At 35.0% G+C, this 12,357-nt stretch carries 13 protein-coding genes; 8 read left to right on the top strand and 5 right to left on the bottom strand.

The genetic code is table 11. The annotated features are described in order from the left end of the window. Positions 1-87: 87 nt before the first annotated feature. Both MHI57_RS23280 and MHI57_RS23275 read right to left on the bottom strand, forming a co-directional pair. Positions 88-438 carry a YlbF family regulator gene (locus tag MHI57_RS23280; protein ID WP_095369928.1) on the bottom strand — a complete coding sequence of 117 codons (351 nt, stop codon included), beginning with the start codon at positions 436-438 and terminating at the stop codon, positions 88-90. Between the two features lie 85 nt (positions 439-523). Then, the gene (locus MHI57_RS23275; RefSeq protein WP_340978360.1) at positions 524-1,666 is read right to left on the bottom strand and encodes a DUF445 domain-containing protein; all 1,143 of its coding nucleotides are present in this window, start codon (positions 1,664-1,666) and stop codon (positions 524-526) included. Positions 1,667-1,808: 142 nt separating this feature from the next. On the opposite strand from MHI57_RS23275, the gene MHI57_RS23270 reads away from it, so the two are divergent. The 6 genes from MHI57_RS23270 (at position 1,809) to MHI57_RS23245 (ending at position 7,351) form a co-directional block, all read left to right on the top strand. After that, positions 1,809-3,167 carry a YheC/YheD family endospore coat-associated protein gene (locus tag MHI57_RS23270; protein ID WP_340978358.1) on the top strand — a complete coding sequence of 453 codons (1,359 nt, stop codon included), beginning with the start codon at positions 1,809-1,811 and terminating at the stop codon, positions 3,165-3,167. A 21-nt stretch (positions 3,168-3,188) separates the two neighbouring features. Continuing rightward, positions 3,189-4,265, top strand: a complete 1,077-nt coding sequence (locus tag MHI57_RS23265; RefSeq protein ID WP_095369932.1) for a YheC/YheD family endospore coat-associated protein — start codon at positions 3,189-3,191, stop codon at positions 4,263-4,265. Positions 4,266-4,272: 7 nt separating this feature from the next. Further along, positions 4,273-5,643 carry a YheC/YheD family endospore coat-associated protein gene (locus MHI57_RS23260; RefSeq protein ID WP_095373491.1) on the top strand — a complete coding sequence of 457 codons (1,371 nt, stop codon included), beginning with the start codon at positions 4,273-4,275 and terminating at the stop codon, positions 5,641-5,643. Further along, the gene (locus MHI57_RS23255; protein ID WP_340978354.1) at positions 5,640-6,827 is read left to right on the top strand and encodes a YheC/YheD family endospore coat-associated protein; all 1,188 of its coding nucleotides are present in this window, start codon (positions 5,640-5,642) and stop codon (positions 6,825-6,827) included. Before MHI57_RS23260 ends, MHI57_RS23255 begins: the two co-directional genes overlap by 4 nt. 65 nt (positions 6,828-6,892) lie before the next feature. Then, entirely contained in the window at positions 6,893-7,105 is a 213-nt protein-coding gene (locus MHI57_RS23250) for a YheE family protein (RefSeq protein WP_340978352.1), read from the top strand. A gap of 51 nt (positions 7,106-7,156) precedes the next feature. Beyond that, the gene (locus MHI57_RS23245) at positions 7,157-7,351 is read left to right on the top strand and encodes a hypothetical protein (protein WP_095369935.1); all 195 of its coding nucleotides are present in this window, start codon (positions 7,157-7,159) and stop codon (positions 7,349-7,351) included. Between the two features lie 53 nt (positions 7,352-7,404). Here the strand turns inward: MHI57_RS23245 and MHI57_RS23240 are convergent, their stop codons facing one another. Further along, positions 7,405-7,665 carry a metal-sensitive transcriptional regulator gene (locus MHI57_RS23240; RefSeq protein ID WP_095369936.1) on the bottom strand — a complete coding sequence of 87 codons (261 nt, stop codon included), beginning with the start codon at positions 7,663-7,665 and terminating at the stop codon, positions 7,405-7,407. 359 nt (positions 7,666-8,024) lie between these two features. On the opposite strand from MHI57_RS23240, the gene MHI57_RS23235 reads away from it, so the two are divergent. After that, a complete protein-coding gene (locus MHI57_RS23235; protein WP_157733752.1) occupies positions 8,025-8,225 on the top strand; it encodes an alpha/beta-type small acid-soluble spore protein in 201 nt (66 codons plus the stop codon). A gap of 56 nt (positions 8,226-8,281) precedes the next feature. Here MHI57_RS23235 and fumC read toward each other — a convergent pair whose 3' ends face one another. Further along, on the bottom strand, positions 8,282-9,655 hold the full coding sequence (fumC, locus tag MHI57_RS23230; RefSeq protein WP_340978351.1) for a class II fumarate hydratase: 1,374 nt from the start codon (positions 9,653-9,655) through the stop codon (positions 8,282-8,284). Positions 9,656-9,895: 240 nt separating this feature from the next. On the opposite strand from fumC, the gene MHI57_RS23225 reads away from it, so the two are divergent. Further along, positions 9,896-10,216, top strand: coding sequence for a hypothetical protein (locus tag MHI57_RS23225; RefSeq protein WP_095369938.1), 321 nt, complete (start codon positions 9,896-9,898; stop codon positions 10,214-10,216). Between the two features lie 102 nt (positions 10,217-10,318). On the opposite strand, the gene MHI57_RS23220 is transcribed toward MHI57_RS23225, so the two are convergent. Continuing rightward, on the bottom strand, positions 10,319-12,319 hold the full coding sequence (locus tag MHI57_RS23220) for a transglycosylase domain-containing protein (RefSeq protein WP_322909125.1): 2,001 nt from the start codon (positions 12,317-12,319) through the stop codon (positions 10,319-10,321). Between the last annotated feature and the right edge of the window lie 38 nt (positions 12,320-12,357).

The following is a 12,357-nucleotide window of genomic DNA, read 5'->3' as shown; positions in this document are numbered from 1 at the left end:
TTACACCTGCACGAAAAAAAGCACAACTTTGCTATTGAAAGCAAGGTTGTGCTTTTATGAAATAGAACCAAGTCTATTACTCATGAATTACTCGGCTGCACCGTATAAATCTTCGAGAGGCTTCATGATTGTTTTATTTAAGTCTGTGATAACTTCACTCATTTTTTGTTCATCGGCCATAAGTTTAGAAATCAGTTCGTGTTGTTGTACAAGGGCAACTGTTTTTTGCGCTTGATCCACTTCTTCTTGTGTAATTTCTTGACCAGACATTTGCTTCTGTTGTAACTGAATTTGAATATTTCTAAAGTTATCAAACATCGATTTAGCTGATGGATCTGCATTCACCTTATCATAAGAATCCTTTAAGCTTTGATATTCATTGCTTTCACGGATTGCTTTTTCTAATTCGATTGCTGCGTCTTGTAAATTATTTGCCAAATTGAACACTTCCTTTTCATAGACTTCCACCACTATAACAGACAATGGAAGTAAAATCGAGGAAAAACCTATAAAATATAAGGATTTATAATATCCATATGGCAGTAATACCTTGAAACACACCTACTAGACCACCCAGTAAGGCTCCAAGAAATGTAATCATTCTTAATTCCTTATTAATAATCGAGAACACCATTTGCTCTAACCTTTCAACAGAAAATGAGTCTACCTGTTCTTTTACAATTTCATTAAGCTTCATTTTTTCCATTAAAACAGATATTCTATCAGCTAATAACTTACTTATTCCTACTGTTGCTTTCGGGATAAGTTCAGTAATAATATAAGGTCTTATTGTTGCTGTTAGTTGACTAATTGGCATTTGAAATATTTCATGAACTTGAACAAATCGAAACACAGTCTGCTTTATGAATGGAAGGAGGTTATCTCTTCCTATTTTATCTTCAAACTCAGCAATATTTTTATCTAATAATTTTCGCCATTCTTTTCTAAGGAGTGATGTTAAAAGCTCATCTGTTCCAGGATGATTTAAGAATTTTACGATTTCAGGTTGTAGTTTTTCCCCTAATTTCACATTGCCTAAAAACATTTGTAGCATACTTTTAATCATGCCACTTCGTTTTTGGACAAAATCATCGGCCATCCTTTGAATACTTTCTTTTCCTTCTTCACTTGCGAAATAATTCTTTGCTGATTGCACAATCCAATTGCTTAGTTGAGGCAACTGTTCCTCCACTTTACCTACAAGTTTTTGTGGCAAGATTTCTTTCATTTCTACATCTTGATTTGTACGCATCCAATTCTCATATTTCACCTCTAAAAACGCACCAATCTTATCCTCAGCCATTTTTGCAGGTTCATTTATATCTATTTGTTCCAACAGATGCTCTAACGTTTTTTCTGTATTCAATTTCTTTTCTACTTCTACCACGGCAAATTGTGTCAGCATTGTTTGAAAACGCTCATTTTGTAGTTTCTTTTGTATCCCTTCTGGTGTTAACAAATGATTTATGACAAGCTTACCCATTTGTTCGGCCATCTCACCTCTACGTTTAGGAATCAACCCTGGTGTAAAAGGAAGACGCCATTTCCCAATATAAATCGCTCTATAAGGCTTAAATATCATTTTAATAGCTAAATAATTTGTAACTCCTCCAATGATGGCACCAGTAGCAACCATCATTAGTAGGGTCGTAAAAATTTCTTTCATTCCGCTCTCTACCTTTCTTCTTTCACCAAATTCTTTGTGCAATCGCACCAATTTATCTTGCCATTCATAAGATAGCGTATCAGCATTCGCCTAGATTTTATTATATAATTACTCGCTTCTTGCGGGCAAATGGGGATTAATGATGACACGATATACAAACATTAAAATGAGAGTACTTCCGTATGAAAATAAGATGGTTCTAGAGCTCAACCCAGCATTAGCAGAACATTTACTAATTTCTAATGAGGAACATATCCGTTTATCATTAGGGCAAAAACAATTAACCATTCGCCTCATTTATCGTCAAGTAGATGAAAAGGAACTGTTCATTAGTCAATCTGTATTCGATTATTTCAATATACCATTTGAAGGGCACCTCATGCTTGTTAATTATATTGTTCAAAGCAAGGTATTGTCACTCGGGCCAATTATTGCTATCATGACTGACTTTTTTGAAATGGGAGATCAATCTCCTCCACATTTTCGCACCATCCATCAATTTTGCCATGAAATCAATCAAACTGTTGAGCTTTTAGGAGGAATTGCTTATGTTTGTCATCCCAAAGATATTAAAGAAACTGAAGTCCATGGTTATATAAATATCGAGGGTGAATGGAAGAAACAACTACTGCCACTTCCTGATGTTATTTATAACCGCGTTCACTCTAGAAAGATTGAAAGCTCACCTAGCTTTGCAAACCTTAAAAATTTGCTATATAAAAATGCCATCCCTTTTTTTAATGAACAATTTTTATCAAAGAAAGATGTATATGATTTCTTATTCGACGAAACTCATTTACGTACCTATTTACCAGAAACAGAAGATTTTTCGAAAGAAAAGTTACTTTATTTTATAGAAAAGTATCCATCTATCTTCATAAAGCCCGTAAATGGAAGTCAAGGGAAACAAATTATTCACATACGTAAAAATAAAGATATGTACGCCGTTGGTTACTCATCAGGGAAAAAGGCAAAAACAAGCCACCCATTCCATCATCTTGATAGCTTCATATCGCAATTCGAGAAAGAGCATAGAACAAGTAACTATATTATCCAAGAAGGCATACCGCTCATTCAACTCAACAAAAGACCGATTGACTTTCGCATTCTTTGTCATAAAAATAGGCAAAACATTTGGAAAGTTACCTCTGCTGTAGCCCGAATCTCTAATGCAGAACAATTTGTATCTAATCTTGCCCAAGGAGGGGAAATGAGAAAACCACTAGCACTGCTAACTACACTATTTGATAAAACCACCGCAATACAAATATTAGCATTAATGAAAAAAATTTCAATAGAGCTATGCACGATGATTGATCAAAAAACATTTGGCCTATATGGTGAACTCGGCATTGATATGGGCGTTGATTATGAGGGGCATTTGTGGATGATTGAAGCAAACTCTAAACCATCTAAGCAAATTGATGGTGAATTCAATCAGATCAGACCTTCTGCAAGAGCACTTGTAGAGTATTGTACTTTTTTAGCTTTTTCAACATAACAATAAGGAGGAAAAATCAGCATGAAAACACTTGGTATTATGACACTTTACGAAACAAGTGAAAGGACCTATATAACAGCTATTGCTTCACAAGCTAAACATCACGGCTATCAATGCTTTCGTTTTATTCCGAAAAACATCCTACCACACAATAATGAAGTAAATGGAGAGCTATTTAATGAAGTAACCGAACAATGGGAGTCTACGGTTTTTCCATTACCTGAACTGTTATATGACCGTTGTTTTTATCAAGAAGATGATCATTCAAAAAAATGCAAAGTCATAACAAATTGGTTAAAAAAGAGTGGTAAGACCCAATTCTTAGGTCAAGGACTTCCAAATAAGCTCGAAATATATGATGCCCTAAAACATTCTAGACTCGCTCCTTATTTACTGCAATCAGATCCTTTCACTTCAGCGAAATCTTTCATTAAACAGTTAAAAAAGCAGTCACCACTCGTATTAAAACCAGTAAATGGGTCACAAGGTATAGGTATTTATGTTATCTCAATCAAAGGTGACTCAATGATTATCAAAACAGACAAAGGCTCTAAGCAGATTGAACAAACGCTTCCCATTCATAAAGCAACGGTTTGGTTAGAGAGGCTGACAAAAAGATATCAATATCTAATCCAACCATTCTTATTACTCGTTGATGAACAGAATCGCCCCTTTGATTTACGCGTTTTTCTGCAAAAGGATGCTAACGGTGAATGGCAAGAACAAGCAAGAGCCATGCGAACTGGTCATGAAAACGGCATAATTTCTAATTTAAGTGCCGGTGGAACAACCTCTTCCTATGAGCATTGGCTAGATAGTATTCCAAAAAGCCAAAAGTCGTTTTTACAGGAAGAATTAAAGGAAATATTAATTATTCTTCCCTCAATTATGGAATCATGCTTTTCAACACTATTTGAATTAGGTATCGACATCGGAATTGATCAAGAAGGTGGCATCTGGATTCTTGATATTAACTCTAAACCTGGCAGGAAATTGGTCTTACAAACAAATCCACAATTAGCAGATGTCCTTTACACTTCTCCATTTAAGTATGGAGATTACCTATTATCCCAACGGGCATTAGCTGAAAGGAAGTGAAAGAATGATGAATCAAACATTTATGATAGATATCACCTCAGACTATAAAGGCTGTGTATTCTTGCCAAACCATATAAATCTAAATACTGCCCTTTACAAATTAAATTTCGGTACAGTTACCATTGATGCTAAATTTAAGCAACAACCGAGCTCCAAACAAGCAATCACCATCAGTGAAGATCTCGCTAAAGATATTTTCTTCCCTTATGTCAAGCACCCTCTTCATATTTTTATACATGATGAAACATTAACAATCGGACCCCTTGTTGGCATTTTCACGTCAGGGTTCACATCATTTCCCATGCGGCCTATCGGTGATCGCTCAATTATTTTTTCTAAACTCTTATCTGTAAGTACTAGTGTCGGTGCACTTCCTTTCGTATTTGGAGAGAAGCATATCAATTGGGATTCTGGTACTATACAAGGTTTATTTTATTTACAAAATGGGTGGAAGACAATTGAAGTGCCTTTCCCAAACGTAATCTATGATCGCCTTCCAAATAGAAAAAGTGAACGGCAAAAACAACAAAAAGAAGTAAAGTCACGACTTGAACAAGAATATTTAATTCCTTGGTATAATCCAGGCTTTTTTAATAAAATGGATATTTATGATCGTTTATTTCAAGTCGAGGAAATTTCGGAGTATTTACCTGAAACACAGCCGTTTAGTTCTTATTCCGCCATCGAAAACATGCTCGCCAAATATGGCCATATATACATTAAACCAATGAATGGCAGTCTGGGATTAGGTATTCATCAGATTATTTATAACAGAGAAGACAGTGCTTATTATTGTCGGTACAGAGATTTAAAAGCTGGTATGAATAAACTAAAGAAATTCTCTAGTCTAGAAGGGTTAATGAAGCATATTTTTGCAGGTAAAAACCTCGAAAGAATGATTATCCAACAGGGTATATATCTGTTGAAGAAAGAGAAATGCTCCATTGATTTTCGGTTACACACGAATAAAGATTCAACAGGACAGTGGATTGTTACTGCTTGTGCAGCAAAAGTAGCTGGAAATGGAAGTGTTACAACCCATGTAAAAAGTGGAGGTACGATTCAATCATTAGATGAAATTTTCGAGGATCCAATTGAAAGAGAAGAAATTGCTAATAAATTGCAAACAGCTTCCTTAAAGTTAAGCGAAGCAATAGAAAATAATATGGAAGGTCTTGTCGCAGAAATAGGCTTTGACTTAGGCATAGACCAGTCAGGAAAAGTTTGGTTTTTCGAAGCGAATTCAAAACCAGGACGTTCAATCTTTACTCATCCAAGTATGAAAAAATTTGATTTCTTAACACGAAAACTTTCTTTAGCATATAGTATCTACCTAACAGAACAAGCAATGAAAAGCCCTGAGGCATTGTTTAGATGACTACTTCCTACTATGACCCTTTATCTCAAAAGTGGTATCACGCGCAGGAAAAAATGTTTGGAAACAATAAAATAAAAACAGAAAAACTCTTTCATTCTTCAAAAAAATGGTTGCCATTCTCATTAAATGAAGATTCTCATCGAATCGGTCCAATTATAGGGATCTTAACAAGCAAAGGAAAAAATAAAAAATTAGCGGGCAATGGTCCGCTATTTTTATCTCTTGTCCAACAATTTTCAAAAATAGGCGCATTACCCATTGTCTTTACGCCAGATGATTTTGGAGTATCATTTGTAACTGGTTATACATTTCATCCATCTCTAGGAAAATGGATACAGGTCTCATCCCCACTACCTGATGTCATATATAACCGTATTCCTTTCCGCAACCTAGAAAAAGAAACTGATTTTACTGCACTTACATCGTTCTTACAAAAACATAATATTCCTTTTTTCAATCCCTGTTTTATAAATAAATTGGAAATGCATCATTTATTAATGAAATCTTCCTCATTAAAACCTTTATTACCAGAAACTTTGTTATTAACTTCTGAAGAAATGCTACATGATTGGCTGAAAGACAAACAAAAAATATATATCAAACCCGTTAGTAGTGCAAAGGGAAAAGGAATCTTTCGAATCTCCCTAGAGGAAAATCACTATTTAATGGAAGGTGTTCATCTAACAAAAGAGTTCGCTACCTTAAACGAATTATGGAATGAATTAAAAGTTCATTTAGCTAAGGACCGATATATCATACAAGAAGCAATTGAACCAGCATTATATGATGAATCAAGATATGATTTCAGAATATTATCACATAAAGAGAAGAACAATTTTGTCATTTCTGGGATTGGTATAAGGCAATCTAGCAGTCACCAACAAGTCACAACACATGTACCCAATGGCGGGAAGATATTGCCTTATGAACTATTTGCTAAAGAAGAGGACTATATATTTTTCAATTCAATCATACAAGAGGTGGGTCATTTATTAAATGAACAACTTGGTTTATTCGGGGAATTCTCTTTAGATATAGGTGTAGGTGCGAACGGTAAATTCTACTTGTATGAAGTAAATTCCAAGCCTATGAGTTTTGATGAAGAGCATATTGAAAACAAACGAATCAAAGCAATTTGTCACTTATGTATGCAATTAAGCGGTTTTCCCACTTTTCCTCATTAAATTATGTTTATTTTCATTTCAGAACTCCTCTATTCAAGTTAAAATGAGAACAAGGGGGAATAATCATGATTTCACATTTTCAATTTCAATCATTATATGAAAACAAAGAATTACCAGGATGGAAATTTTCTTTTTTTCATCATGGCAAAAAGTATTTAGGTGTATATCATCGTGATGGAAAAATTGAATGGTTATCCACTGTTCCGGACCAAAATCATGAAGAAAAGTTAAAAAGCCATATTCACGAACTCATGCTTTACCATGTGTATGACCGGTAAAGAATTGTGGAAGAATATGAACCATTCTTCTGAAATTAAGGAGGTTCATTTATGGCAAACAAAAAAGACGATTTAGAAAAAGATTTACCATATGAAGGACGCGATGAAGCCTTTCTCGATGTTGATCGTTATATTAACGAAGGAATGTCCGGAGGTACTGTGCATGTTAGTGGAGGACATACGAATATCGAAGAAGCGAGAGAACTAGAAAAAGAACAACCTCCGCATTGCTGTGATGAAGAATAGACTAAAAAGGAACGATTGTTCACAATCGTTCCTTTCCTTTTACCAAAAACATCTTACCTACTTTTCACAATCATATTAACAGCTTGTTGTATCTCTTCTTCTGCATTTCTACCTTCTGAATTTGCTTCTCTTATACAAGCTTCCAAATTCTTTGCGACAACATAACCAATCGTTCGGTCAATGCCCGAGCGAATAGCTGAAAGCTGAGTAACGACATCTTTACAATGTTGCTCTTCTTCCATCATCCGTAATACGCCTCTCATTTGACCTTCTAATCTTTTAAGCCTGTTTTTCATATCCTCTGTATAATCCATTTATTCACCTTCTAACCTCATTTTCAATGATTAGGGTCATCATTAATCATCTGTGTTAGCGAATGTAAAAGCATACCCATAATTTTAATGACGATTATGATGATTTATATTATATCATGTTTCTACTGTTCCTCCCTATGCACAATAAAAAGACAACAAAACATTTATAAGGAAATAATTCCCTAAAAATATTCAGGCATAATCTTTTAAATATCAACCATAATAACTATTACAAGCGGCAAACACGCTTAAAACTTCTACTATCGATGGGTTAAACCAAATATGGTGCAAAGAAAATTGCGTTGGTTCATTGCCAACTAACCCAGCCAAAAAAAAATTTAGAGGAGTGGAAACACATTATGGCAAACCAATCTTCAAATCAATTAGTAGTACCAGGAGTAGCTCAAGCTTTAGATCAAATGAAGTACGAAATCGCAAGTGAATTCGGAGTTAACCTTGGCGCTGAAACAACATCTCGTGCGAACGGTTCTGTAGGTGGAGAAATTACTAAGCGTCTTGTTCAAATGGCTGAACAACAACTTGGTGGCGGAAAGTTCTAAGCTGCAAAACTTAATAATATGGATTAGCCCCCTATCACCTAGGGGGCTTTATTTGTTTAGATCATTTTTTCTGGTACAACCCATTTATCATATTGATCTTCAGTAATATATCCTGATTTTAATGCCGCTTCCTTCAATGTTAGCTCCTCTTTAAAAGCTAACTTAGCAATTTCAGCTGCTTTTTCATACCCGATATGGGGGTTTAAAGCTGTCACTAACATGAGGGATTGATTGACAAACAGAGAGATTTTTTCAGTATTAGCTTCTAAACCAACAATGCAATTTTTATTAAATGAATTCATACCATCACTAAGTAATGTAATACTTTGAAGCAAATTAAAAATGATTACTGGCTTAAAGACGTTTAATTCGAAATTACCTTGACTGGCAGCAAAGCCTATCGTTGCATCATTTCCAAATACTTGACTTGAAATCATTGTCAACGCTTCGCTTTGTGTTGGGTTTACTTTTCCTGGCATAATTGAACTTCCTGGTTCATTAGCAGGTATCGTTAATTCACCAATCCCACTTCTTGGTCCACTCGCAAGCCATCTAACATCATTAGCAATCTTCATTAAATCTGCAGCTAAACCTTTTAAAGTTCCATGAAGATGAACAATCTCACTATGACTTGTTAGTGCTTGAAATTTATTAGGAGAAGAACTGAACGAGAGCTTCGTTAATTTAGAAATCTCACTAGCCATCTTATCACCAAACGACGGGTCAGCATTAATACCTGTTCCGACAGCAGTTCCACCGATAGCCAGTTCTCCTAGTGCTAGTTTCGCTTCATTGATAAGGCGCTCATCCTTCTCTAACATATAACGCCAACCGCTTATTTCTTGTCCTAATGTAAGAGGAGTTGCATCTTGAAGATGAGTTCTTCCTATTTTTACGATATCTGCAAAATCGTTTTCCTTCTGTAGAATGACATCCTTTAAACGAATAAGCGCAGGAATTAAATGTTTATCCACACTGTTCAGTGCTGCAATATGCATCGCTGTTGGAAAAGTGTCATTAGAACTTTGCGACATGTTTATATCATCATTTGGGTGAATAGAAATATCTTCATTATCCAATAATTCATTTGCCCGTCTTGCCACTACTTCATTGACATTCATATTTGTTTGCGTTCCACTGCCTGTTTGCCATACAGCTAAAGGGAAATGTTCATCAAATTTCCCAGCTAACACCTCATCACACGCTGCAACAATTGCATTTTTCTTTTCTTCTGATAACTTATTTAATTCATGATTGACTATCGCTGCTGAGCGTTTAATCGTAGTAAAAGCATAAATTAACTCTAATGGCATTTTTTCAATACCTATTTTGAAATTATTGCGACTTCTTTCTGTTTGTGCACCCCAATATTTTTCAGCAGGCACATTAATTTCACCAATCGTATCTTTCTCTACACGATATTCAGTCATCTTACTACCTCCCAAAAATTCTTGTCTATCTATTATTTTCCTAATTTAAAGCATTTTAAAATAGGTTTATAAAAGCTCCATCCTTAGTTTTACATTCCTAATCAACAGAATCAAGTTATTCGACTTTTCTATTAATAAATCCGACAAAGAATAAACGTAAAACATTCTAATTATAAAATGTTTAACTTAAAAATAAAGGGGTAATTTTTTATTAAGTTCTTTTAAAAGGAGTTACATATCATGAATAGAAAAATTATCTCTTCCAGTTTAAAATTTGAAAAATCATTAAATATAAAGAAAATGATTGCTATATACCAAACTGCATATAAATACGACGGCACAATTTATTTTCTTTATCAACATAATGTAGTGATCCCTTCTCACTTGTCAAAACTAGTAACCTTTCTGATGATGGTCCGACCGAAAGACGAATTGAAAGTGATTGTGGAAGGTACTGAGCCAGAAGAAATACTTATTCAAATTAAAACGTTGTGTACGAATGATGTTCACTTTACAGCAGAGCCTAAAAGTTTATTATTGAACAGAAGTGTACATGTATAAGATATCTTATTTTAGTAAAGGTATAGGGAAATAAGAAAGATTCTCCATGAGAATAAAGATTCTCTCAGTAGATTTTTCATTATTTCCCTTTAAATATCATATTTAATTAAACCAGTCAAAAAACTGATTCCTTTTATCTTCTAACCAGTTTCTTATTTCATCCCTCTGTTCCTGTTTCTCCTTGTTACGTTGCTGCTTTTTATATTTATCATCGATTTTATCGACATTAAAGCTTTCAATCGGTTTTCCTTGAAGCACTTTTTCCATTACTTCCTTGAAAATTGGCGCTGTGCCTTCACTACTACTCGTCGTCAAATAATGATTACGATCACTTTGATCATAGCCAACCCAGATGGCACCTACTAGATGAGGAGTATAACCAACAAACCATTGGTCCTTTGTCCCACTTAAACCTTCAATCCCTAACTGTGTTGAACCAGTTTTCCCTGCGATTTCAACTCCATCAATTTTAGCAGCTTTCCCTGTACCATAATCGACGACACCTAATAGCATTGCTGTCACTTGATTTGCTGTTTGTTCAGAGATTACTGTTTCCTTCTTACTTTCCCATTGAACGAAAGGCTCATCAGATTGGGTTTTTATTTCAATAATTGTATGAGCTTCTTCTTTCTTACCACCATTAGCAAAAACACTATAAGCTTCAGCCATCACTTTAGGAGACACAGGACGGCTTGTCCCACCCAAAGCAAGAGCTAGGCCTCCATCCAATACATTCTTCGGAATGCCGAATTGCTCGGCCATCTTCTTTCCTCTATCTACACCTATTTCATTATATAACCATACAGCCGGTAAATTGATAGAATGCATCACAGCCTCATACATTGGTACTTCACCTAGATATTGGTTATTATAATTATTTGGAGCATACTCACCAAATGATAATTTCTCATCTTTCAACATATCTGTATTTTCCCATCCAGCTTCAATTGCAGCAGCATAAGGAATAATCGGTTTCATCGTTGAACCTGGTTCTCCCACAGGGTGAATGGCTCTATTATGTCCAAGGAGCGTATGCTCACCTCTCCCACCAACTAAAGCACGAATGCCACCAGTTTCAGGATCCATTAATATCATCCCACTTTGAACCGGTCGCTCCCCTGTTGTTGAAGGAAAAATCGCATCATTTTGATAAGTAGACTCTATATCAGCTTGCATACTAGGATCTAATTCGGTATATATTTGATAACCTTGCGTTAACAACTCATCTAATGAGAGATCATATCGATTCATTGCTTCTTCGAGAACAGCATCAACATAATAAGGGTACTTTCCTTTCATTGGATCAGCTTCCCCTTCTTTAAAACTCATTTCTACATTTATTGCTTGATTCATTTCCTCTTCATTAATATATCCATGTTGCTTCATTTGCTTTAAAACAAGATTTTTTCTTGCTATTGCCTTTTGTTTGTCATTGTATGGATTAATCGTAGAAGGTGCTTTAATTAAACCAGCCAACATTGCAGATTCACTTAACGATAATTCGCCTAAATCTTTAGCAAAGTATTTATTAGCTGCTTTTTTCACCCCATACGCACCCTCACCAAAATAAATTCTATTCAAATACATTTGTAGTATTTCTTCTTTACTATATTGGTGTTCTACTTCTCTAGCTATAAAAAACTCTTGAAGCTTTCTGTCATATGATTTTTCTGCAGTTAGAAGTTCATTTTTTACAAGTTGTTGAGTGATTGTGCTTCCGCCTTCAACAATTCTACCAGCTCGTATATTGGTTAAAAAAGCGCGGCCTATCCCTTGATAATCGACGCCTTCATGTTGAAAAAAACGATGATCCTCAATAGCAATAACAGCGTGTATGAGTGATTCCGGTATCTCTTCAAAGGCTACTCCTTCATTTTTGTTAGCAGAAACCTTACTAGCTACTTCACCATTTTTATCATAAATAATCGTTGGCTTGCTTAATTGACTATTTAGACCTTCAATATCATTATTTGTTGCAAATGGAATGATATAGATTAAACCAAAAAGGACTCCCAGTGATATGAGTAATAATATTACCTGCCATATATGCAATTTCTTTATCATGTTTTTCAACCAAACAAATGGTGTTTTTTCCCTTTTCATAACATCTCCACCTTATGTTCCTAGCAAGAAAATTTCTA

Source organism: Cytobacillus sp. FSL K6-0129 (assembly GCF_038007625.1).
Classification (GTDB): Bacteria; Bacillota; Bacilli; order Bacillales; family Cytobacillaceae; genus Cytobacillus; species Cytobacillus kochii.
This window is presented reverse-complemented; position numbering and strand designations above follow the sequence as displayed.

What these genes read in the sequence shown, in the direction of transcription:
- MHI57_RS23275 (WP_340978360.1), bottom strand. Translation starts at nt 1,666, where the DNA reads ATGAAAGAAATTTTTACGACCCTACTAATGATGGTTGCTACTGGTGCC.
- MHI57_RS23270 (WP_340978358.1), top strand. Translation starts at nt 1,809, where the DNA reads ATGACACGATATACAAACATTAAAATGAGAGTACTTCCGTATGAAAAT.
- MHI57_RS23265 (WP_095369932.1), top strand. Translation starts at nt 3,189, where the DNA reads ATGAAAACACTTGGTATTATGACACTTTACGAAACAAGTGAAAGGACC.
- MHI57_RS23260 (WP_095373491.1), top strand. Translation starts at nt 4,273, where the DNA reads ATGAATCAAACATTTATGATAGATATCACCTCAGACTATAAAGGCTGT.
- MHI57_RS23255 (WP_340978354.1), top strand. Translation starts at nt 5,640, where the DNA reads ATGACTACTTCCTACTATGACCCTTTATCTCAAAAGTGGTATCACGCG.
- MHI57_RS23250 (WP_340978352.1), top strand. Translation starts at nt 6,893, where the DNA reads ATGATTTCACATTTTCAATTTCAATCATTATATGAAAACAAAGAATTA.
- MHI57_RS23245 (WP_095369935.1), top strand. Translation starts at nt 7,157, where the DNA reads ATGGCAAACAAAAAAGACGATTTAGAAAAAGATTTACCATATGAAGGA.
- MHI57_RS23240 (WP_095369936.1), bottom strand. Translation starts at nt 7,665, where the DNA reads ATGGATTATACAGAGGATATGAAAAACAGGCTTAAAAGATTAGAAGGT.
- MHI57_RS23235 (WP_157733752.1), top strand. Translation starts at nt 8,025, where the DNA reads ATGGCAAACCAATCTTCAAATCAATTAGTAGTACCAGGAGTAGCTCAA.
- fumC (WP_340978351.1), bottom strand. Translation starts at nt 9,655, where the DNA reads ATGACTGAATATCGTGTAGAGAAAGATACGATTGGTGAAATTAATGTG.
- MHI57_RS23225 (WP_095369938.1), top strand. Translation starts at nt 9,896, where the DNA reads ATGAATAGAAAAATTATCTCTTCCAGTTTAAAATTTGAAAAATCATTA.
- MHI57_RS23220 (WP_322909125.1), bottom strand. Translation starts at nt 12,319, where the DNA reads ATGAAAAGGGAAAAAACACCATTTGTTTGGTTGAAAAACATGATAAAG.